The sequence below is a fragment of the Winogradskyella litoriviva genome (assembly GCF_013249065.1).
Lineage (GTDB): Bacteria > Bacteroidota > Bacteroidia > Flavobacteriales > Flavobacteriaceae > Winogradskyella > Winogradskyella litoriviva.
Map to the genome: position 1 here is coordinate 374,740 of NZ_JABRWQ010000005.1, position 23,594 is coordinate 398,333.

General features: G+C 31.7%; 20 protein-coding genes. 10 read left to right on the top strand and 10 right to left on the bottom strand.

Features of this window, described 5'->3' with window-relative positions; genetic code table 11:
• Positions 1-4: 4 nt before the first annotated feature.
• Positions 5-1,537, bottom strand: a complete 1,533-nt coding sequence (locus HNV10_RS13175; RefSeq protein WP_173301849.1) for a S1C family serine protease — start codon at positions 1,535-1,537, stop codon at positions 5-7.
• 196 nt (positions 1,538-1,733) lie between these two features.
• A complete protein-coding gene (gene pheT, locus HNV10_RS13180; protein WP_173301850.1) occupies positions 1,734-4,160 on the bottom strand; it encodes a phenylalanine--tRNA ligase subunit beta in 2,427 nt (808 codons plus the stop codon).
• 167 nt (positions 4,161-4,327) lie between these two features.
• On the opposite strand from pheT, the gene HNV10_RS13185 reads away from it, so the two are divergent.
• From HNV10_RS13185 to HNV10_RS13195, 3 genes are all read left to right on the top strand, one after another.
• Positions 4,328-4,555 carry a hypothetical protein gene (locus HNV10_RS13185; RefSeq protein WP_173301851.1) on the top strand — a complete coding sequence of 76 codons (228 nt, stop codon included), beginning with the start codon at positions 4,328-4,330 and terminating at the stop codon, positions 4,553-4,555.
• A gap of 17 nt (positions 4,556-4,572) precedes the next feature.
• Complete coding sequence (locus tag HNV10_RS13190; RefSeq protein WP_173301852.1) at positions 4,573-5,127, top strand: hypothetical protein; 555 nt, start codon at positions 4,573-4,575, stop codon at positions 5,125-5,127.
• Between the two features lie 105 nt (positions 5,128-5,232).
• Positions 5,233-6,462, top strand: coding sequence for a peroxiredoxin family protein (locus HNV10_RS13195; RefSeq protein ID WP_173301853.1), 1,230 nt, complete (start codon positions 5,233-5,235; stop codon positions 6,460-6,462).
• A 146-nt stretch (positions 6,463-6,608) separates the two neighbouring features.
• Here the strand turns inward: HNV10_RS13195 and HNV10_RS13200 are convergent, their stop codons facing one another.
• Positions 6,609-7,511: a LysR family transcriptional regulator gene (locus HNV10_RS13200; RefSeq protein ID WP_173301854.1), complete on the bottom strand. Its 903-nt coding sequence runs from the start codon at positions 7,509-7,511 to the stop codon at positions 6,609-6,611.
• Positions 7,512-7,604: 93 nt separating this feature from the next.
• Here HNV10_RS13200 and HNV10_RS13205 point away from each other — a divergent pair, with 93 nt between their 5' ends.
• Positions 7,605-8,201 (top strand): NAD(P)H-dependent oxidoreductase, encoded by a 597-nt coding sequence (locus HNV10_RS13205; RefSeq protein ID WP_173301855.1) that lies wholly within the window; start codon positions 7,605-7,607, stop codon positions 8,199-8,201.
• A 525-nt stretch (positions 8,202-8,726) separates the two neighbouring features.
• Complete coding sequence (locus HNV10_RS13210; protein ID WP_173301856.1) at positions 8,727-9,608, top strand: NAD(P)-dependent oxidoreductase; 882 nt, start codon at positions 8,727-8,729, stop codon at positions 9,606-9,608.
• A 102-nt stretch (positions 9,609-9,710) separates the two neighbouring features.
• Here the strand turns inward: HNV10_RS13210 and HNV10_RS13215 are convergent, their stop codons facing one another.
• Positions 9,711-10,598 carry a hypothetical protein gene (locus HNV10_RS13215; protein ID WP_173301857.1) on the bottom strand — a complete coding sequence of 296 codons (888 nt, stop codon included), beginning with the start codon at positions 10,596-10,598 and terminating at the stop codon, positions 9,711-9,713.
• Between the two features lie 209 nt (positions 10,599-10,807).
• Here HNV10_RS13215 and HNV10_RS13220 point away from each other — a divergent pair, with 209 nt between their 5' ends.
• The 3 genes from HNV10_RS13220 to HNV10_RS13230 all read left to right on the top strand — a co-directional run bounded on the left by HNV10_RS13220 (position 10,808) and on the right by HNV10_RS13230 (position 12,263).
• Complete coding sequence (locus HNV10_RS13220; protein WP_157363307.1) at positions 10,808-10,963, top strand: YqaE/Pmp3 family membrane protein; 156 nt, start codon at positions 10,808-10,810, stop codon at positions 10,961-10,963.
• An 8-nt stretch (positions 10,964-10,971) separates the two neighbouring features.
• Positions 10,972-11,628: an SDR family oxidoreductase gene (locus tag HNV10_RS13225; protein ID WP_173301858.1), complete on the top strand. Its 657-nt coding sequence runs from the start codon at positions 10,972-10,974 to the stop codon at positions 11,626-11,628.
• 74 nt (positions 11,629-11,702) lie between these two features.
• Complete coding sequence (locus tag HNV10_RS13230; RefSeq protein ID WP_173301859.1) at positions 11,703-12,263, top strand: type 1 glutamine amidotransferase domain-containing protein; 561 nt, start codon at positions 11,703-11,705, stop codon at positions 12,261-12,263.
• A 65-nt stretch (positions 12,264-12,328) separates the two neighbouring features.
• Here HNV10_RS13230 and HNV10_RS13235 read toward each other — a convergent pair whose 3' ends face one another.
• The 6 genes from HNV10_RS13235 to HNV10_RS13260 all read right to left on the bottom strand — a co-directional run bounded on the left by HNV10_RS13235 (position 12,329) and on the right by HNV10_RS13260 (position 20,448).
• On the bottom strand, positions 12,329-14,866 hold the full coding sequence (locus HNV10_RS13235; RefSeq protein WP_173301860.1) for a DUF559 domain-containing protein: 2,538 nt from the start codon (positions 14,864-14,866) through the stop codon (positions 12,329-12,331).
• Between the two features lie 93 nt (positions 14,867-14,959).
• Complete coding sequence (locus tag HNV10_RS13240; protein ID WP_173301861.1) at positions 14,960-16,441, bottom strand: class I adenylate-forming enzyme family protein; 1,482 nt, start codon at positions 16,439-16,441, stop codon at positions 14,960-14,962.
• Between the two features lie 11 nt (positions 16,442-16,452).
• On the bottom strand, positions 16,453-17,433 hold the full coding sequence (gene nadE / locus HNV10_RS13245; RefSeq protein WP_173301862.1) for an NAD(+) synthase: 981 nt from the start codon (positions 17,431-17,433) through the stop codon (positions 16,453-16,455).
• A 109-nt stretch (positions 17,434-17,542) separates the two neighbouring features.
• Complete coding sequence (gene asnB / locus HNV10_RS13250; protein ID WP_173301863.1) at positions 17,543-19,522, bottom strand: asparagine synthase (glutamine-hydrolyzing); 1,980 nt, start codon at positions 19,520-19,522, stop codon at positions 17,543-17,545.
• Positions 19,523-19,545: 23 nt separating this feature from the next.
• Positions 19,546-19,794, bottom strand: a complete 249-nt coding sequence (locus HNV10_RS13255) for an acyl carrier protein (RefSeq protein ID WP_173301864.1) — start codon at positions 19,792-19,794, stop codon at positions 19,546-19,548.
• Between the two features lie 60 nt (positions 19,795-19,854).
• Positions 19,855-20,448: an acyltransferase gene (locus HNV10_RS13260; RefSeq protein WP_173301865.1), complete on the bottom strand. Its 594-nt coding sequence runs from the start codon at positions 20,446-20,448 to the stop codon at positions 19,855-19,857.
• 290 nt (positions 20,449-20,738) lie between these two features.
• On the opposite strand from HNV10_RS13260, the gene HNV10_RS13265 reads away from it, so the two are divergent.
• Entirely contained in the window at positions 20,739-22,700 is a 1,962-nt protein-coding gene (locus HNV10_RS13265; RefSeq protein ID WP_173301866.1) for a M1 family metallopeptidase, read from the top strand.
• Positions 22,700-23,581, top strand: coding sequence for a patatin-like phospholipase family protein (locus HNV10_RS13270; RefSeq protein WP_173301867.1), 882 nt, complete (start codon positions 22,700-22,702; stop codon positions 23,579-23,581). The genes HNV10_RS13265 and HNV10_RS13270 overlap by 1 nt, the downstream gene beginning before the upstream one ends.
• Positions 23,582-23,594: the final 13 nt, after the last annotated feature.

Sequence of the window (23,594 nt, forward strand, 5' to 3'; positions counted from 1 at the left end):
TCTTTTATTTTAATTGAATAGATAGGCCTTCTAAAATTAATTCTGCAGGTATTGCAAAACCTAACCCTTCTACACCAAAACCAGATAATTTGGCATTTACAACACCTAATAGTTGCCCATCTCCATTAATTAATGGACCACCACTGTTTCCGCCATTTACACTAGCATCAGTTTGAATTAATTGAACTTCAGTGTTTGTTCTTTCTCCAGAAATAATTCCTTTACTTAAAGTCTGACCTAATTCTATTGTTTTTGGAGTACCTACAGCAAAAATATCATCACCTACAGAGTAATTCTTAGTACTAGGAATGTTAAAATGTTTAGAAAAAGTAGCATCTACTTTTAATAAGGCTAAATCTAACTTTTCATTTTGACGAACCAATTCTGCATTGGCTTCTGTGCCGTCCTTAAAGATTATAGTGATATCATCTTGTGATTTTGCTACAACATGAAAATTTGTAATGATGTAACCATCTTTACTAACTTTAAGTCCACTTCCGTGCCCTTCGCTAACTTTAACAGTAACTGAAGATTCAATAGCATCACTTAAGCTAGAAACTAAAGCGCCTTTTTGCAAGGATATAACATCTAATTTCTCTTCTGTATCTGTACCTTTTTTAAGTAGTTCTTTTACTTTTGGGTTAGATATAAACTTTAAAAAAGATGTAGAAATAGCATCTTTTACAGATAATATTACGGTTTCTCCACCATTATGGTCGTAAGAAAACTCACCAGATAAGGTTTTGTATTTTTTCTTATATAATGATTGTCCGTAGACATCTTGAAAATCCCATTCAATCTCTAATTCAGATTTTAAAAAACTCATATAACTCCTAGCAGCAGTTTGGTATACGTGTTGTAAATCTAATTTCTTTACAGTAGCACTTAAGTAAGCTGAATTTGTCTTACTCTTAAAAATAGTATTAGTGGTATCAGTGTATTTATAGTTTACTAAAATTTCATTTAGAGCATCTGTAAAAATGGAGTTATCAAAGTTTACACTTTCTGAGTTAGAGTCTACATCTTTAAACTTATTTTTCTTGTTCTTTTTTAAAGAACGATGTCTAATCTTTCTAATTTTTAAATCGTCTTCATCAATATCAAAAGCTGTATTAGATACAAAAAGATATTTGTCTTCTGCATCTTTTTCTTTAATAGGAATTAATTTTTCTCTAACCGATACACTCTTTTTGTAATTAAAACTTTTAGCACCAATATCTAAAAATGGAGGATAAAGTAAAATACCAAAAGGTACCCAAGACATGATGTATAATGGCGACTTTTGGTTTTGATAATGAATAATATATTGGTCTTTGTAACCTTCTGTTTCAATTTTTATTTGTTTAACGTCAGCATCTCTTCGCATTTTAGATTTAACTGATCGTCCTTTTCCTTGACTCACATCATCTACAAATACTTCAGATTTTGCATTTTTTGTACCAACAGTTACATTTTTTTGAACTTTACCATTTAAAAATGAGGCACAATTGTTAAATAATAGAGGTGCTGCAATTAGCAGCATTAAGATTTTTTTCATTTTAAGCGTTTGTTAGGTTATTGTACTGCAATATATATGAACTAGATGATTAGAGCAAATATGTAAGTATTAATCTCTTAAAAAAACGTTAATAAACAAATAGAAGGTTCTATTTTTGAGATAAATAGGTTTAAAAGCAAAAACCTCAAATCATTAAATTTGAGGTTTTCAATATAGTAATGCTTATGCAAATAATCTATCTTAACTCTGCGCCAAGCTTAGTCTCAAAGTTAGATTGTAGTTTAGACATTATTTTATCTATCTGCTTATCGTTTAGTGTTTTATTCTCGTCTTGAAGAATAAAACTAACCGCATAACTCTTTTTGCCAGTTGGTAGTTTTTTTCCTTCATAAACGTCAAAAAGATTTACACTTTTAAGCAATTGTCTTTCAGTTTGTTTGGCAATAGTGTCTATTTCTTCAAAAGTTACTTTGTTATCTAATAGTAAGGCGAAATCTCTTCTAACTTCTGGATATTTAGAAATAGCACTAAATTTAATTTTATTATGTTTTGCCATCTCTAATACGTTATCCCAATTAAAATCGGCAAATAATACATTCTGAGCTATGCCAAAATGTTTTAAAACTGATTTTTTAACCAATCCAAAATCTGCCAATTTTTTCTTTCCAACAGATAAAGTAATGCCTTCACTAAAAATATCAGATTTTATTGGTGCAGACTTAAGCTTTGTTAAACCTAAACGTTGTAAAACAGCTTCCACAGTTCCTTTTAAGTAAAAGAAATCACTTGGACTCGCAGTGCTATTCCAACGTTCTTCAGCTTTATTTCCGGTTACAAAAACAGATAAATGCTTGTGCTCTTCTCTAGCTTCAGCGTATTGATGATAGGTTTTTCCAAATTCAAATAATTTTAAATCATCACGTTTTCTGTTAATATTATGTGCTACGGCTTCTAATCCAGAAAATAATAACGACTGACGCATTACTTCCAAATCATTACTCAGCGGATTTAACATTGTTACGTTATGCTCTTCGTTTAAATCAGCACTTAACTCAATATATTTTGGTGATGTTAAAGAATTAGCCATAATCTCATAGAACCCTTGAGAAGCCAGTTGGTTACCAATAATATTCTGAAGTTTATAATCTTCAAATCTAGACGAATTAGAAATAGATGCATTCAACTTTGTGGTAGTTGCAATATTATTGTAGCCATAAACTCTTAAGATTTCTTCAATAATATCGGCTTCACGTTGCACATCATTTCTATAAGCTGGCACTGTTAAGCCTAAGCCAGCTTCGGTTACATTGTTTACTTTTATTTCTAGTGATGTCAGAATACTTTTTATAGTTTCTTCTGGGATTGTTTCACCAATTAATTTTTTGGCGTTATCAAAACTCAATCTTACTTCAAAATCTTTAATTTTTTTTGGGTAAGCATCAACAATATCACTTGTAATTTCACCACCAGCAATATCAATGATTAATAAGGCAGCGCGTTTTAATGCGTACTCAGTTAGGTTTGGGTCTATACCTCTTTCAAATCTAAAAGAAGCATCTGTATTTAAGCCGTGACGTTTTGCGGTTTTACGCACACTCACAGGATTAAAATAAGCACTTTCTAAGAAAATACGAGTAGTGTTATCTGTAACACCAGAATCAATTCCGCCAAAGACACCAGCAATACACATAGGTTTTTTAGCGTCGCAAATCATTAAATCATCTTCGTGCAATTCGCGCTCAACACCATCTAAAGTGGTGAATTTTGTTCCAGCTTCACAGGTTCTTACTTCAATTTTATTGTCAGTTATTTTGTCAGCATCAAAGGCATGTAGCGGTTGCCCTAATTCATGCAAAACATAATTAGTAGCATCTACAATATTATTAATAGGCGCTAAGCCAATAGATTTTAGGCGATGTTGTAACCAAGCAGGAGAACTTTCTACTTTTAATCCAGATAGTGTAACACCACAGTAACGAGGCGCTTTTTCAATGTCCTTAACATCAACATCTATTTTTAATGCTCTAGCATCTACGTGGTAAGAACTTACTGAAGGCGTAATTAATTCTAAAGAAACATCCTTTTGTAATAAGCCAGCTTTTAAATCTCTTGCTACACCATAATGACTCATGGCATCAGCTCGGTTTGGCGTTAAACCAATTTCAAAAACCTGATCGTTTTCTACTTTAAATAAATCTGAAGCCAACATACCAACTTCAAGTTCAGCGTCTAAAACCATAATACCATCATGAGATTCACCAAGACCTAATTCATCTTCAGCACAAATCATTCCGTGGCTTTCTTCGCCTCTAATCTTACCTTTTTTAATTTTCCAAGCTTCACCTTCAGCCGTATAAAGTGTTGTGCCAATAGTAGCCACAGGTACTTTTTGCCCAGCAGCAACATTAGGCGCACCACATACAATTTGCAAAGGCGCATCTGCACCAATATTTACCGTAGTTACTTTTAATCGGTCTGCATTTGGGTGTTGTACGCAAGTTAAAACCTCGCCAACAACAATACCTTTTAAGCCACCTTTTACGGATTCGTAAGTGTCAATGCCTTCTATTTCTAAACCTAAGTCAGTTAATAAATCGCCAGTTTTTTCAGCGTCCCAATCGGTTTTTATAAACTGTTTAAGCCAGTTGTATGAAATCTTCATAATTTTATTTTAATCGAGCTACAAAGATAAAAATACTTATGGCAAAAAAAATAAGTTAGCAGTTAGTTTGATTTATTTATTTTTAATTCCATTTTTTGTGACGTACATTACAAAATAGTGTCTCTATATACATAGGTTCAATTGTTTAATATTTAAACCCAAATTTTATGAAAACATTTTTTAAAGGCTTAATTGTTTTAAGCATATTATTAACAGTTTCTTGTAGAGAAAGCAAGAAAGAAGATGCTCAAACAGCAGAAGAACAAATAGAAGTAATTGATGAAACGGTGAATGCTGTTGATGCTACTGAAGTAGATTTAGATGCTGCCGAAGAGGTTATTAACCAAAGCGAAGAAAAATTAGAAGACGCATTAAATGAATTAGATAATATATAATTTAACGAAAAATAATTATGAAAAAAATAATTAATATTTTAGTAATTGTATTGTTTGTTGCTTTTAATAGTACAACAATATATGCACAAGGAAAATCTCAAGAAGCTAAAGAAAAGATTGAAAAGAAATCTAAGAATGCTAAGGATGAATTAAAAGCGGAGAAAAATCAAGCAAAAGAAAAAATGTCCAAAAAAGCTGAAAAGGCAGAAAAGGATGTGAAGGGTAAAAAAGAGGAAATACATGCTCGTAAAGAAGAAGTAAAGAAAAATTTAAATGCAGAAAAAGCAAGTGAATTTGGACAAAATAAGGCTACTGAAGCTAAGAATAAGCTGAAAAGTAGGTCTGATTTTATTCAAAAAAAGGAAGAGAAATATAGGGCTTCTGAGGATAGAATTACAGCAGCAAAAATGCGTTTAGCTAAGCTTAAAAAGGAAGGTAAGTTATCTCCGGAACAAATAAAAGAGAAGGAGGGAATTATAGCTAAAGCTGAAGAGCGATTAGCAAAATATAAGACTTCAATAAGTGCAGCTAAAGAGAAGGTGAAAGGTAAAACGCAAGCCTTAGAAAAATAAAATAAAAGATAATTTTTTAAAAAAAAAGGTACTAATTTATTAGTGCCTTTTTTTATTTGTAAAGTATTTGTTGTTATTTCGAACTTAATTAAAACTCTTTTCTATATGCGACAAATATTTGCCTGCCTTATTCTTTTAGTTTGTTTTTCTTGTAAAAATGAAACAAAAGCTGAAAACATAAAAGTGCAAGAGTTAAAGTTAGGTGCTTACAGAGCTGTTTTAGAATTACAAGACCATGAAATATTACCTTTTAATTTTGAAGTTACATCTGCGACCAAATTAAAAGTTTTTAATGCCGAAGAAGTTATAGATGTTGATGAAATCACCTATAGAAATGATTCAGTATTCATTAAATTACCAGTTTTTGAAGGTTATATAGCCGCAAAATTCAAAGACAATAATCTTACAGGTAATTTTATAAAAGCCAGTTTAGATAGAGTAGTGCCATTTTCTGCAGAGTTTGATAATACGACTCGTTTTAATACAAAATCTGAATCTACCCAAAACGTTACAGGTATCTGGGAAACTGTTTTTAGCAAAGGCATTGCTGAAGACGAATATGTTGCAAAAGGTATTTTTAAACAGGAAGGCGCAAAGGTGACCGGAACTTTTAGAACCACAACTGGTGATTACAGATATCTTGAAGGAGCAATGGACGGAAACACCATGAAGCTTTCTACTTTTGATGGCGCACATGCATTTTTCTTTACAGCAAAGGTTAAAGATTTTACTATGGAGGGTACATTCTATTCTGGTAATCACTGGAAAGAGCCTTTTGTAGCAAAACGAAACGAAACTTATGAATTGCCAAACGCTGACAATTTAACTTTTTTAAAAAAAGGTTATGATGCTTTAGATTTTACGTTTCCCAATACGTCAGATGAATTAATGTCAATTAAAGACGATAGATTTAAAGATAAGGTAGTCGTGGTGCAAATTATGGGAACGTGGTGCCCAAATTGCTTAGATGAGAGCAAATACTATGCTGAGTTTTATAAAAATAATAAAGCTAAAGACATAGAGTTTGTTGCATTAGCTTTTGAATATGCTAAAACCAAAGAAGAGGCTTTTAGTAGAATAGACCGTTTACAAAGCAAAATAGATATTAATTATCCAGTGCTTTTAGCACAATACGGAACCTCAGACAAAGCCAAAGCACAAGAAAAATTACCAATGCTCAACCATGTCTTATCTTATCCAACCTCCATATTTATTGATAAAAAAGGAAAGGTTAGAAAAATACATACAGGTTTTAATGGACCAGCAACTGGTGAAAAGTATCTTGAGTTTAAGGAAGAATTTGAAAGGTTTGTTGATTTGTTATTGAATGAGTAGATGGTTTGTTCTTTAATGGTTTCGCTTAAGTTTAGTTGCGTTTTTCAATAACTAATATAGTAAATACAAACCGAATAGAAAATCATTGAGGATTTTCGTAAGTAAGCTATAAATAGCAATGAATTATTCACATTGTTGTACTGCGTTTATTTCATTTTTGATGTAAATATATTCTTAATTGTATCTAATTCTTTTTTGTATTTCAAATCTGTTCTTGATGCAAAATATAAGGTGTTTTCCGTTTTTACTTTTCCTTCCCAAACTAAATTTATTTCGTTTCTTAAAATTTGTTCTTGGCATAAAAAATCTGGAACTAATGCAAGTCCGTTTCCATTATTTAAACACCTTATAATAGAAGTTATGTTTGGTAAAATGTAGTTGGGTTTAAAAGCAGGTTTCTTATTAAAATTCTCAAACCAAAAACGTCTAAAATGTTCCATTTCGTTTGATGAACTATACCAAACATTTTGAAGTAGTTCGTATTCTAACTTACTTAAATTTTTTGATTTAATGTGTTTTTCTATTTTAGTTACATTCGTTTTATTTCCTGCGATTAAAACGATTCTTTCTTTTGAAAACGGAACATACTCAACCAATGATTTTTTTTCATTCTGTTTTTTAGGTGTTATTACTAAATCTAAAATGCCATTGTTAAGGTCTTTGATTAAATCTGTATGTGCTCCAAATCTAGCGACTAGGTCAAAGTCTAGCTTGGAAATTTCGGGTTCAATAATGAGTTGAAACATTTCTGAACACATTCCAATGTTTAGGGATGGATTTTTTTCTTGAGTTGTTTTTTTAAAATGCTGTTCTGCTATTTCAAGTTTTTTTAAAGATTCAATAATATATTCGTATAAAAATTTTCCATCCTCTGTTGGAATCATTTTTCTAGAAGTACGTTCAAATAGTTTTTTGCCAACATAAGCTTCTAAAGCATTTAAGTGTACACTAACTCCGGGTTGGGAAGCATATAAAGCAATAGAAGCTTTAGTTAAAGTTCCGTTTTCATATATTTCTTTAAATGTTCTGTACCATTCTAAATTTACCATAGCTATTAAAATATTTATACAAAGGTATGATTTGTATTATTTTTACAATAATAAATATTGCTATAATTTTGCCTCAAATAAAATAAGAGACAAATGAAAAACATATTTATAATTAATGGAAGTCATCCATTTGCACATTCTGGAGGAAAATTTAACGAAACACTTTTCACTAATACGATTTCATATTTTGAATCCTTAAAAGGATTTGAAGTTAAGGCTACACAAGTAGGTGACAGTTATAATACAAAAGAAGAAGTAGAAAAATTTAAGTGGGCAGATATAGTGATTTATCATACGCCAATTTGGTGGTTTCAAATCCCTTTTGGATTTAAAAAATATATAGATGAAGTTTTTACGGAAGGTCATCAAAATGGAATTTATGCAAGTGATGGAAGAAGTAGAAAAAATCCAGAAATTAACTACGGAACAGGAGGTTTAATGCACGGAAAAAAATATATACTTACCACAAGTTGGAATGCACCTAAAACCGCATTTACTTTAGAAAATGAATTTTTTAATCAAAAAAGCGTAGATGAAGGTGCTATGTTTGGGTTTCACAAAATGAATGCTTTTACAGGAATGGAATTATTAGCAACACATCATTTTCACGATATGGAAAAAAATGCAGATGTTCCTTTTGAGTTGAATAATTACAATAGCTTTTTAAATGATATAATGATTAATTTGTAATTATCTGGTTTCATTTCGAAAATGCAGTACAATGTCCACTGCGTATTGCGAAGTAAGGTGTGCCTCAAGGGAAGTTATTGTAGCGCCTCATTCTTTGTAAACGTTGATGTGTATAGTTTTGCATGGAGTTATTGAAGACTTATTTAAAGAAAATATAATATTTGATGCGGAGCAATTAACTTTAATAAATATATGTCTGATTCAGTGACATATATCTGCTGTTATACGATGTTAGGACTTTTGAAATAAAAGTCAATGGATTGCAATGTAAACAGATTAAGACGTTATCAATAAATTCTATGTTTTAATTGTTAGAAATCAGGATTTTGAAGAATAGGTTATTCAATTCTAAAGTAGCATTTTTATCTGTTTATTTATCTTACAAGAGTAATTGAAGTTAAAAACGGAGTGAATGTTTTTGGTTTAATAAAATTTAATCAATTAAAAACCATGTTAGAGTTATGCTAAATTCTTTTATAAACGCTCGTAGATATATATCTTTGTTTTAACTAATTAAATTAAAAAATGGAAAAACCAAAGATTGGATTTATAGGACTTGGCCTCATGGGAGGAAATATGGTTGAAAATCTACAAAAAAGAGGCTATGAGTTAACTGTAATGGACCTTAATAAGGACGAAGTTGCAAAAGTTGTTGCTCGTGGTAATGCAACTGAAGCAAGTTCTCCAAAAGAATTGGCTGAAAATAGTGATATTGTTATGTTTTGTCTCACAACATCTGCTGTTGTAGAGAAAATTGTTTATGGCGAAGATGGCGTTTTAGCTGGTATTAAAGAAGGCGCTGTGCTAATTGATTTTGGTACTTCAATTCCGGCTTCTACTATTAAAATTGGTGCTGCACTAGCTGAAAAAGGAGCTGGTATGATTGATGCGCCTTTAGGACGTACTCCTGCGCACGCCAAAGATGGATTACTTAACATAATGGCAGCTGGTAATAAAGATACTTTTGAAAAGGTAAAGCCTGTTTTAGATGAGCAAGGCGAAAATGTATTTTACTTAGGTAAGCTTGGTGCTGGTCATACAACAAAGTTAATTAATAACTTTATGGGAATGACATCAGTTGTGGCAATGTCTCAGGCATTTGCTGCTGCAGAATTAGCTGGTGTAGATGGACAACAATTGTATGATATTATGTCTGCAGGACCATCAAATTCGCCATTTATGAAATTTACTAAAAACTACGCTGTAGATCATGTTAGTGATTTAGGGTTCTCTATTGCTAATGCAAATAAAGATTTAGGATATTTTGTACAAATGATTGACGATTTAGGTTCAGTTTCAGACATCGCAAAAGCGACTTCTGGTAACCTTCAAGCTGCATTAGATGCTGGTATGGGAAGTGGTAATGTTCCTGAAATCTTTGATTATTTCACAAAATTGAAGAAATAAATTGAGGTTATAGTTCTTCGGAATATAAACTTCTAAATTAAAGTCCTGGTATATTAAAGCCTGGTTCTAGTGTTAGCTTATCTATTTTAAGGTTAAGTTAATTTAAAATGTAGTATCTACTATTTTATAGTGTCTAGACCATTGTTTTAACCTACCAGGATTTATATTTATAGCAATGAACAATTCCGGACTAATAACATGTGGCAATCCCCAAACATTTACTTTATTCGTTTTAAAGTCTCCAGTTTCACTAATTTTAATGTCGCTTTTGTGGTTGCTTAATTCCCATCCAGCTTTTTCATACTCACTACCACTAAGGTTACTGAAAAAGAATTCTTCCTCAATTAAGTCTTTAAACTTTAAATAATCTTTGCCAATATTTACTTTGTCTTCAGGATTTACGGTTTCTTCAAATAATTCTGGTTTCAAGTTAAACGGAAAATTCAATTCGTAATTATCACTTATGGTATCATTATTTATGGCCATAAAATTATGAACATATTCATCTGTAATAATGGGTTTATTGCCAGTATTTTCTAGTCTGTAACTTATAGTAAAACCATCGTTTTGCAATTCAATTTCCTTTGATAAAAGATAAGCGTAACCATGCATAGGTTCAGGTTTACAGTGTATAGTAATCTTGTTGTTATGTGTTTTTACAGTGAATTTAGCGGGTTTTATTTCATGTTTATGAAGAAAGTTATAGGTGTCGTCTGTCTTTTTTAATAAGCCTACACCAATCTTATGAAACCAACCACCAATTTTAGCATCTTTAAACCCAAGTGCAGTATCAATACCAAATTCATTATAAAAACCTTGACCTAGACTATTTGCATTTGCGCTTTTAGGATTTTCTATAGCCGAGAGTAAAATGTTTTTAAATTTTAGGGTGGTTATTTTTCCTGAGTAATCAAATCGAGACCCATTATAGCCTTCTTGTGGTAAATCTATATGGATTTCAATAGTGTTATTTTTTAATATATGTGGCATGTTTCAATGTTCTGTCTATAGACAAGCGAAGTTAGTTTTTTAGTTGAAATTTAGAAACTAAAATTAAGTGCTATATAGGAATTTCAGCTTAGTAGCTGAGATTCTTAAAGTTTTCCCAATTTAGTATTTGCATCAATATCGTCATCATTTGCGCTAAACAATAGCCTTTCTTCTATATAATTTTGTGTCGAACCAATAAAACACATAACATGTCATTATTAACAATTATTCTCAGTATTCTATTACCACCTTTAGCAGTTTTCTTAAAGCATGGTGTAGGGACTGAATTCCTAATCAGTATTCTATTAACATTAATAGGATGGTTGCCAGGAGTTATATATGCATTTTATGTAAATAGTAAATAAAAAGAAATATGGAAAATATATTAGTAGCTGGTGCCAATGGTACCACAGGAAAAAAAATAGTAAACCTTCTAAAAGCATCGCAATACTTTAATCCTATTGCTATGGTTAGAAAAGAAGAACAGTTAGAGCAATTTAATGTAGATGGCGTAGAAACCGTTTTAGCAGACTTAACCAAAGATTTAACAAATGCGGTACAGAATATTGATAAAGTAATATTTGCCGCAGGTTCAGGTGGGAAAAATGTAGTTGAAGTTGATCAAGAAGGTGCAAAACGATTAATAGATGTTTCTAAAATGGCTGACGTTAATAAGTTTGTAATGTTAAGCTCTATGGGAGCAGATAATCCGGAAGCTGTTGAAGGCATGGTAGATTATATGAAAGCCAAGCAAAATGCAGACGAACATTTAAGAAATAGTGAATTAAATTATGTAATTGTGAGACCAGGAACTTTAAATAATTCTGAAGGGAATAGCAAAATTGAATTAAGTGAAAAATTAAACAAAGAAGGCGAAATTAGTAGAGCAGATGTGGCACAAACTCTAGTAAAAGCGTTACATGATGATGCACCAAATAAAACGACTTTTGAAATTTTACAAGGTGAAACCTTAATAGGTAAAGCTATGAATGCGATACAAATTAATGAAATAAATATGAGTGTTAATTAGGGTTTACCTATAGTCTTAAAAATTATTACCGAAAAGAATAAAAGTAAAAAACAAATTAAAACACATATACAGAAATGGAAAATTTAAATAAAAAGACAGTAGCAATTTTAGCCACAAACGGATTTGAAGAAAGCGAATTAAGAGAGCCGAAAAAAGCCTTAGAAAACGCCGGAGCAGATGTACATATTGTATCCTTAGAATCTGGAGAAATTAAAGGTTGGGCCGATGGAAATTGGAGTAACTCTTATAAAGTAGATAAAACGTTAAATGAAGTTAATCAAAAAGATTACAACGCGTTAATGCTACCTGGAGGACAGATAAATCCTGATATTTTAAGGAAAAATGAAGATGCTGTAAATTTTGTGAAATCATTTTTTGAAAATCATAAACCAGTAGCAGCTATTTGCCATGCACCATGGTTGTTAGCAGAAGCAGATGTTCTTAAAGATAGAAAAATCACATCTTACGATTCTATTAAGACCGATTTAATTAATGCAGGTGCAAATTGGGTAGATGAAGAAGTAGTTGTAGATTCTGGATTAGTAACCAGTCGTTCACCAGAAGATTTACCAGCATTTAATGCAAAATTAGTAGAAGAGGTTTACGAAGGTAAGCATGAGGCGCAAGTTGCCTAATATAAAATTAGCTTTGAAAAAGAAGAAAGAGGAGATACGTACTGTGTCTCCTTTTTTTGTATGTTTTAACTTATGTAGTTCCAAATGTTTTTAAACTTACTCATTTGTCGGTAAGTAAAAAGAATCATTTTATGGTCAGGTAGAGCTAGGCTTGGGTCTGTTTTAAGTACGTTTTTAGCATAATAACGTGCTTGTTCTAATATATCCTTGTCTTTTACAATATCTGCAATTCTAAGGTTTAATACACCGCTTTGTTGTGTTCCCATGATGTCGCCTGGTCCACGTAGTTTTAAATCTACTTCGGCAATTTCAAAACCATCACTACTGCGTACCATCGTTTCTAATCTTGTTTTACTATCTTGACTTAGTTTGTGGCTCGTCATTAATATACAATAACTTTGTTCTGCACCTCTACCAACACGTCCACGTAACTGGTGTAATTGCGATAAACCAAAACGTTCCGCACTTTCAATTATCATTACAGATGCGTTTGGTACATTTACGCCAACTTCAATGACGGTTGTAGCTACCATTATTTGAGTTTCGCCTTTTACAAAACGTTGCATCTCATAATCTTTGTCATCTGGTTTCATTTTTCCGTGTACAATAGAAATTTGATAATCTGGCATTGGGAATTCTCTAGAGACACTTTCATAACCATCCATTAAATCTTTGTAATCCATTTTTTCGCTTTCTTGAATTAATGGATAGACAATATAAATTTGGCGACCTAAAGCAATTTCGTCTTTCATAAACTTGAAAACTTTGAGTCGATTATTGTCATATCTATGTACCGTTTTTATCGGTTTTCTTCCGGCTGGTAATTCGTCAATAATTGAAATATCTAAGTCGCCATAAACAGACATGGCTAAGGTTCTCGGAATTGGCGTTGCAGTCATTACAAGAATATGCGGCGGAATAGTTGCCCCTCTAATCTCCCCAGAAGGGAGACTTTTTAGCTCCTTTTCTATATGGCTTATTACATTATCTATGTCTCCAATGATTTGTTCATTTGAGAATCGAATAACTTTAAAGCCTAAATCTTTTAATATCAATGTCCTTATTTCATCAACCTCTTTTTGTTGTAAACTGTTATGATATCCTCCATCAATTTCAATGACTAAGTTTTTTTCAATATTAACAAAATCTACAATAAATTCATCAATAATATGTTGACGCCTAAATTTGAAATCTAATTTTTTAGCTCTTAAACATTCCCATAAAATTCGTTCAGCTTCTGTGCTATTTTTTTTGTTTTCTTGCTGAAATGTTTTCATCAAATTGTAAGCCGAAGGACGAGCGGTCATATATTTTTTTAGCACGTTTTTGGCTTCCTCCTTTTGGGAGGATTGAGGTGGGCTTTTATGCCATAATTTACTTCTCTGTTTTACGCCAAATCGATGTTGTTCATCAATAATTGCGAGTCCTAAATTTTTAAATTTCACTTTGTCCTCAAGTAGCGCGTGTGTGCCAATTAAGAGTTGTAAACTACCGTTTTCTAGATTTTCATGAATAATTTTTCGTTCTGAAGTTTTAGTTGAACCTGTGAGTAATGAAATGCTGATTCCTAAAGGTTTACATAGTTCGTGTAGTCCTTGATAGTGCTGAACTGACAAAATAGCAGTTGGCGCCATGAGACAGCATTGAAAACCGTTGTCAAGTCCCATGAGTATTGACATAAATGCAACTATGGTCTTCCCAGAACCTACATCGCCTTGTAAAAGCCTATTCATTTGGGCATTACTACCCAAATCGTGTCTAATTTCTTTTAAAACGCGTTTCTGCGCATTGGTCAATTCAAAGGGTAAATGGTCTTTGTAAAAGTTGTTAAAATAAGTGCCAACTTTATCAAAAGCAAAGCCTTTTATTTTAGATTTATGAATGAGATTTTTAATAATTAATTGCAGTTGAATGTAGAATAATTCTTCAAATTTTAATCTAAATTTTGCTCTTGCTAGCAGCTCTGGCGTCTTGGGAAAATGAATATTAAAAAGTGCTTCAGATTTCGAGATTAATTTTAATTCTTTCAAAATAGAATCTGGTAATGTTTCAACAAATCGACCTTTAGTTTCCAAAAATAATTGCTGCATTATTTTGGAAGTAACTTTGTTTGTAATGCCTTTATTCGATAATTTTTCGGTTGAAGGATATATGGCTTGCATGGCAGAACGCAGATTGCTTTCGTGTTCTTTTTGCAATTCAATTTCAGGATGTGGCATACTGTATTTTCCGCCAAACCAATTGGTTTTGCCAAAAATCACATAGGTTTGTCCTGATTTAAGACTTTCTCTAATCCATTTCTGACCACGAAACCAAACCAATTCCATTTGTCCGGTGTCATCTCTAAAGTCAGCAACCAATCGTTTACCACGTTTTTGAGCCACTTCTCTAAAGCCCATTAATTTGCCTATAATCTGTACTTCAGCACCATTACGTAATAACTGATTTATTTTGTAATAGTGTGTGCGGTCTATGTATCGATTTGGGAATAAGTTGATGAGGTCTTGATAGGTGTGAATACCTAACTCCGAACGCAATAAATCCGCTCGGTTTGGACCAACACCTTTGAGGTAATCAATGGGAGTTTGTAAATTCGCACTCATAATTGCGAATTTACCCAATTCCTTTGAAAAAAGGAATCTCATTGATTAATTGTCATGCACTAATTTTTATACATGATATAGCTCTTCATTTGGTTAAGGTTTATTAAATGATAAGCGTTTATTGCTTTTTTTGCCTGTTAGACTCATTTTAATAGATTTTTCAAATTCAATTTTTTGTGGGATTTTGTAATGTGATAAATGTTTAGAGCATTCTTGGAGTATTTTTATTTTCAGTTTTTTCTCATCATTACTATCTTTTAGTACAACGGTTGCAAGAATTGCTTCGCCTAATAAATCGTCATCCAAACCTGTTATTGTACAATCAACAACTTCTGGGACTGATAGAATAACAGCCTCAATTTCTTTAGGGCTAACTCTTTTGCCGCCTACTTTTATGATTTCTTTTTTTCTTGCCATAATGTAGAAAAACCCATCTTCGTCCATTTTGGCAACGTCACCTGTATGTAACCATCCATTTTTAATAGCAAAATCTGTTTCTTTTATATTCTTAAAATAGCCGAGCATTATGTTTTCTCCTCTTGCAAGTAATTCGCCTTCTTCATTTATTTCTGCAGTTTCACCTTTAGGGTTTACAACTTTTAACTCTACGTTTGGGATGGCTTTACCTATTGAACTTGTTTTGGTTTTTAAAAATTCTGGTGGTAAGTAAGATAGCCTTGCTGTGGCTTCAGTTTGCCCATACATTACGTAAAATTCTTTGTTAGGGAAGGCTTTTGTGAACTCTTCAATAAAAATAGCATGCAATTTGCCTCCTGCTTGTGTAATGTATCTTAAATCTGGAAATTCTTCAGTTTTAAAGGTTTTCGATTTTTTTAATAATATTTGAAAATGACTTGGTACACCTGCAAAGCCTGTGCATTTATATGTTTTTAAATCATTGATAACTGAACCTAAAAAGATGAAGCTGTTATTTAAAACAATAGAGCCTCCAACTTTTAAATGGGTGTGTAAAAGCGATAATCCGTAACAATAGAAGAACGGAAGAACTACACTTATAATGTCTGTTGAGCTTAGTTTTAAATATTCAATAATAGAATCTGTATTGGCTATAATATTCTTATGACTAAGCATTACACCTTTTGGTTCACCTGTAGAACCCGAAGTGAAAATAATTTCTGCTACTCGGTTATTATCAAAATCTAAGTTAAAGTCAACAGGTTGTTGCGTATTTAAAATAGATAATGATTTTCGTTCTTCTATTGCATGGATATCTTCATCTAATTTTAATTTGCGTTTTATTCCTTTTGCTATAAAAACGGTTGTACTTTCTGTTTTTTTAAGGATGTAATCTAAATTACTTTGCTCTATGGCATAATTAAGCGGAACACATGTGTTTCCAGATTTTAGAATTCCTAAATAGGCTGTTAAAAAAAACACAGAATTCGGACTAATTAATAACACATTTTGGTGTTCGCCAATAGTTTCCTTTAAGTAAGAAGCTATTTTTAAACTGTCGTTGTATAGCTTTTTAAATGAAATTGTTTCTTTAGAACCCAACAAGAAATCCTTTTCTAGGTCTTTAGTTGAATTGAATAGGTAGTCAAAAACATTCATAGGATTACGTTTTAAAATATAGGTCGCATTCTTAGGTATGCTGTCGTTTTTCTTTTTCGTTCAAAATTTCTATAGATATTCTCAATATCTTTAGTTGTTCTGCCCATTACTTTGCCAACTTCATCTGCAGGATAGTCATTTTCCCAACCATACCAGATTAAATCCATAGATTCAAAAGGCATTTGGTAGAAGAAATCCTCTTGTGTTTGTTCGGCAGTATAAGTATCTGTAGTTGGTGTTCTGTCAATAATTTCTTGAGGTATACCAATATATTTTGCTATTTGATAAACCTGTGTTTTGTATAAATGACCAATTGGCATTACATCTGCGCCACCATCACCATATTTAACAAAAAAGCCTTGTTCTACCTCATGTTTATTTGGCGTGCCAATGACAGCATAATGCAATCTTTCTGCGTGATAATACAACATGCTCATTCTGCTACGTTGTTTAAAATTAGTCGATGCTACAATTTGAAGATATTCTTTAACAGGTAGTAGTTTGCTTATCACTTCTCCATCTGGTTTAATAACTGTAATAGAAAAAGCTGGAGGTAAATTTGAAGCTACGTCTTGCTTAATTTCAATTTTGGCTTTATCAACTTCTGGATTAAAATTGGTAATTACTCTTGCTATGGCTTCATCTCTTCTTTTATAACATCCAAAACCATCTAAAGCTTTAGTAATGTCCTCTATTAAAGTTTCGGTAACACCGAATTTGGTAGCTAATTTTTTTGCTAACATTTTACTGTCGTCACTAGAATCTTGCTCTGGAAGCATAATAGCAGTCACTTTTTTTGGTCCAAAAGCTAGAGCTGATAATGCCATACAAACAGAAGAGTCAATGCCACCACTTATACCAATAACAGCACCTCTGCGCTGTAATTTTTTAGACACATCTGTTCTTAATTTAGTTATTATGTCGTTACAAACGGCTTCAATATTATCGATATGTAAAATATCTTTTGAAAAAGGTTTTCGTGTTGATTTCATGTGTTTGTTTTTATTAATTTTTAATTGTCACATGCTATTCGCAATTAATCATTCGTTTGATTGATAAAAAATTGAACATGCTCGTTTCATAATTAAGTTTTTATAAATTTTAGTAATCTAAAATGGTTTTATTTAAGGTTACAAGGTCATTTTCTTGTAGTTTTGGTATGGATTGTTTAACATATAAATCATATAATATTTGCGTTGATAGTATTGCAGTGATAGCCATTTTATCAATTTCTGAAACTTGCTTATTTAGTTTCATTTTTTTAATTAATTGATTCACAAATTTTGGATTGAAAATGCCGAAATTTTTTATTGTCTCGTCCGAAAGCATTTGTTTTAGGTAAACGGGTAAGTCTTCAGAGAAAAATGTGCTTCTAATTGGTGCTCTGTAGGCTTGTTTTGGTCGGTTTAAGATAGAGTCTGGCAATCTACCTTTCATAAGATGCTTTAATAGATATTTTTCATTTAAACCATTGAGTTTGAGGTCTGGGTTTAGTTTCATGCAAAATTCTATTACTCTATGGTCTAAGAAAGGATAGCGTCCTTCTACAGAGTTTGCCATTGCCATTCTATCACCTTGAGAGGATAGAAGGTATTTAGACATAAAGTAATTAAGTTCAATCCATTGTGCTTTTGTGAGGTAATCGTAACCTTTAAGTTTGTCACGTAATTGTTCTTCGATTTTAGCAATTGGGTTATAATCATTAATGACTTTTTTGAAATCATTAGATAAGAAATTGTTGATTCTAGATGTGTTATTCCATCGTAATAAATGTGAATAAATAGGGGATTTTGTTTCGTTTAGTTTGAAGCCAAAAAACACTTTTAAGATGGTGCTGTTTGCATTTTTTATTTGAGGAATATATGGGTATAATTTTCTTAATAACAACGGACGGTATTTAGATTGAGTATCTTTGGCCCAAAAATGTTTGATTTTTGTTTCTTTAAAAATATTATAACCTCCAAAAAGTTCGTCAGCACCTTCGCCTGTAATAACTACTTTAATATTTTGGTCGCGCACGCTTTTGGCAAGCAAGCTCATTGGTGTTGGTGCTGTTCTTAGTAATGGTGCTTCTGTGTGCCATATTACATTTTTAAAATTTGTTGATATATCGTTTGGGCTACATGTTATGCTAGAATGCTCTGTTTTAAAAAAGCCTTGTGCAATAGATTGATAAGATGATTCATCAAAGTCTTTTTCTGTAAAACCAATAGAAAACGTTCTAAGATTATCTGCGTTTATTTTTTTAATAAATGATGTGGTGATGCTAGAGTCTAATCCACCGCTTAAATAAGCAGCAACTTGAACATCTGCTCTTAATCTAATTTTAACGGCATCTGTAAAAATGGTTTCAAATTCTTGAGACGCTTCTTTTGCGTTATTAAATTTATATGCACCAGTTTTTTTAATTGGTAATTCCCAATATGTTTTTTGGGTTTTAGAATTGGCGTTAATTATCATGTAAGTTCCTGGAGGCAATTCAAAAACATTTTTAAATATGGTGCTATTAGATAAAGGTGTCCAGAAAGTAAAATATTCAGACAATACTTTTTCTGATATCTTAGCTGTGAAATCTGGAAATTCTAAAAAAGCCTTAATTTCCGATGCAAAAACAAAGGAGCCATTTATTTGGGTGTAAAATAGTGGTCGTATGCCAACTCTGTCTCTTGCTAAAAATAATTCTTGTTTATTTTTGTTCCATATGGCAATTGCAAATTGACCATTCAGTTTTTTAACAAAATCAGGACCGTATTCCTCGTATAAGTGAATAATGACCTCAGTATCACTGTGTGTTTTAAAAATATATTTTTTTGCCAATAGCTCCTCTCTGAGCTCTATGTAGTTAAATATTTCGCCATTAAAAACAATCCATAACGAGTTGTTAGAATTAGATAAGGGCATTGTGCCTTTATTTAAATCTATAATGCTTAAGCGTACGCTGCCAAGCGCTATTTTGTCAGATAAATAAATTCCACTTTCATCTGGTCCTCTATGCTTAATTCTGGTAAGCATATGTCTTAAAGTGTTAGTTTTATTATCTGAGCTTGAATTAAAATTATAAAAGCCGGAAATACCACACATGTTTTTAAGGTTAAAATGAATGGTTACATTTTACTTTCTATAAAAGTTAGAATGCTATTTATTGATTGAAAATTCTCAGCCACAAGTTCTTCGTCGCTTGTGTTTATTTTAAATTCTTCGTTTAAGAATTCAATTAAAAATAATAAGCCCATTGAGTCTAGGATGCCTTCTTCAAAAATAAGTGTGTCATCCTTAATTTTTTCTACATCATCAAAAGTAGATTCAATAATGTATTTTCGTATTATGTCTTTTTTCTCTGTTACTGTATTCATGTTTTGGGATTTTGCTTTATTAAATATGTGTTATAATAGTATTCTTAATTCTTGTTTTAGTTAGCTTCTTTTTTCGTTAAGAAATTCTTGTTTTTTTACTAACAAATCTTTTGATCTTTTGGTTAGCTTTTTTAGTGGATTTCCAATGTAAATCATCCATGATTCTAGGTTGGAGCTAACAAGGGATAAAGCACCAACAGAAACACCTTCTCCAATTATTACATTTGGGAGAATTACACAACCAGCACCAATAATTGAGTGCTCATTAATTATAACTTCTCCTTTTTTCATGCATTTATAGGCGTTTGGTACTGTGGGATTTGTTAAGAAATGACCAGAATAGTCGTCTGTTTTACTGTATATTTTTACGCCTTGAGATAATCCGCTAAAATCTTTTAGTTCTATGCCTTCGCATGCCAGTAAATGACAGAAAGAAGCAATGTGTACATGCGATCCAATTTTTAAATATCCACTTTCAGAAGCTATAATTGAGCAAAAAGAATCAATAATTACATTGCTGCCAATTGAAATATTAGGAATGCCTATAATTAAACAATTTTTAGCGATTTTAACGTTTGTGCCAATTTGCTTAAAGCCTAATAGTTTTAGTTCATTTTCGTGGTAATAGCCAATTTCAAAAGGTGACTTATTCATAGGTTGGGTTTTAAAATGAATTTTGAATAAATGGATAGTTTAAATGTATAAAAAGGTGTAAAATATTGAACTGATAATTATCAGCTTAGTAATTGGCTTTTAAATAGTTTGAGGTTGTTTTAGGAGTTCGGAAACTGAATTTATTTAAAAGGTGACCAACCTTTGTATTCATATTGTGATTCTTTAATAAAAAGTTAATTAATGACGGCTAATTTGTTTTTTAGATTTGAGTTATGTGATTTTAGTATTGAATTGCGTAATTTGGTCTCATTCTTGTTTTAAAAACATCTATGAAGCGACTTCTTGCCCTTTTTTGCCTGTTTATTGCTAGTTTTTCATTCGCTCAGCAAACGGATTATGTGGATTTTTTAAATGTAAATGCTAATATAATTTTGGTACCAGATTCTTTAAAAGTTACTGGGAAAGTAAAATACAATTTAAAGATGCTTAAAAACTCTGATTCCATTTTTATTGATGCAATAAATATGAAGTTTGAAAATGTTTTGTTGAATAATGAACAGGTTGAGTTTAATAATGATTCTAAAAAAATATGGATTAAACATAATTTAAAGAAGGATAGTATTTATAATCTTTCTTTTAAATATATAGCATATCCTAAAAAAGCACTTTATTTTTTAAATAGAGAAAACGAGCGCAATATTTGGACTCAAGGACAAGGGAAATATACAAGTAATTGGTTGCCAAGTTTTGATGATGTTAATGAAAAAGTTGAGTTTGATTTATCATTTATTTCTGAATCAGAATATGAACTTATTTCAAATGGTAAGATGTTAAAAAGAAAATGTGTTCAAAATTATTGTGAATGGATTTTTAATATGAAAAAACCAATGTCTAGCTATCTAGTTGCATTAGCCATTGGTAAATACAATAAGAAAACGGAAACTTCTAAAAGCGGAATTCCATTAGAATATTACTATTACCCAGAAGATTCTTTAAAGTTTGAGCCAACGTATCGTTACTCTAAACAAATGTTCGATTTTTTAGAAGAAGAAATCGGCTTTCCGTATCCTTGGCAAAATTATAAACAAGTTCCAGTTCATGATTTCTTGTATGCTGGAATGGAAAATACGAGTCTAACCATCTTTTCAGATGCATTTGTAGTTGACTCTATTGGGTTTAATGATAAAAACTATGTAAACGTTAATGCACATGAGTTGGCGCACCAATGGTTTGGTGATTTGGTTACAGCAAAATCTGGTAAGCATCATTGGTTACAAGAAGGTTTTGCAACGTATTTTGCTCTTTTGGCCGAACGTGATATTTTTGGTGATGACTATTTTTATTTTAAACTATTGCAAAATGTCCTCGATTTAAGTCGGCAAGATTTAACAGGTAAAGGCACATCTTTGTTAGACGAAAAGGCAAGTAGTTTAACGTTTTACCAAAGAGGAGCTTTTGTTCTGCATGCTTTAAAAAATAAGGTTGGCGATGCTGTTTTTAAGAAAGCTGTAAAAAACTACCTTACAAAATATCAGTTTGGTAATGTTGAAACAAAAGATTTTATTGCTGAGGTGCAAAAAGTATATGGTAAATCTTTAACCAGTTTTGTTAATTATTGGATTGTAAGCAAAGATTTTCCATACGAGCAAGCATTTGAAATCCTTAAAAAACAATCAAGTTTTGTTAATGAGTATTCAATGATAGATTGTGAAGCAAAATCTTCTAAATGTGCAGAGCAGCTAAAGTATTATGTGTCAGATGAAGCCAAAGCGAAGATTATTTCGCAAGTACCAGAATTGGTAACAGCAGATACATTTAATAATGGACTTAAAGTAAGGCAAGCTATTGCGCAACATGTTAAAAATATTCCAGAAAATATTAAAACAGAATACGAGTCTTTACTAGATGATGACTCTTACATTACAATTGAAAATGCATTATATAATCTTTGGACTAACTTTCCTTTAGAGCGTGCCAAATATCTTTCTAAAACACGAAATATTAGTGGTTTTAGCGATAAAAATATAAGATTATTGTGGATTGTATTAAATTTAAACACACCTTATTATGAGGCAGATAACAAGTATGAGTTGTTTAATGAATTAAAACAATATACTGGCGCTGGGTATAATGCAGACTTGCAGATAAGTGCTTTTAATTATTTAAAGCTAATGAAGTCTTGTGATGACGACTGTAAATTAAATTTAGAGAAGGCAAAATCTCATCATAACTGGAGATTGGTTAAGTTTGCAAAGGAATTATCAGAACAATTAGAAGAAAACAAGGATTAATGCGAGCATTAGTAATATCAGGAGGAGGGAGTAAAGGTGCTTTTGCAGGTGGTGTTGCTCAGTATTTAATGGAGCGTGAAAACCATAATTACGACATGTTTTTGGGCACCTCTACAGGTAGTCTTCTAGTGCCTCACTTAGCTGTAGGGAAAATAGGTAAGCTTTACGATATTTTCACTAATGTACAACAACACGATATTTTTAGTGTAAGCCCTTTTATACAAAGAAAAAAAGGTGATAGAGAGTATGTATCTATAGATTTTATAAACTCGCTTTGGCAGTTTATGAGACGTAAACGAACTTTTGGAGAAAGTAAAGCGCTTAGAAAGCATATTAGAAAACATGTAACGTACGAGGAGTATTTACAAATTAGAAAAGAAAAGCATGATGTTGTAGTTACGGTTTCTAATTTATCTATGAATAGAGCAGAGTATAAGTCTATTCAAGAGTGTTCGTATGAAGAATTTTGTAATTGGATTTGGATTTCTTGTAATTATATTCCGTTTATGTCTTTGGCAAAAGTTGATGGCTATGAGTATGCAGATGGAGGATTGGGAAGTGTAATTCCTATAAGAGAGGCAATACTAAGAGGAGCAACCGAAATTGATGCTATTGTATTAGAAGCTGAAAATTTGGGTAAACAAAAAGTGTTGGGTAAAAATCCATTTTCCTTAATGATAAGTTTGTTTAGTCATTTATTAAATCAGGTAGAACATAATGACATTATGATAGGAAAGCTAGCAGCAAGAAATAAAGGTGTAAAGTTGAATTTGTATTATACACCAACAAGTTTAACCGAAAATTCTTTAATTTTTAGTAAGCGATTAATGGAAAAATGGTGGCATGAAGGCTACGATTATGCAGAAAAACGACATGAATAAGAGTTTTAAATCT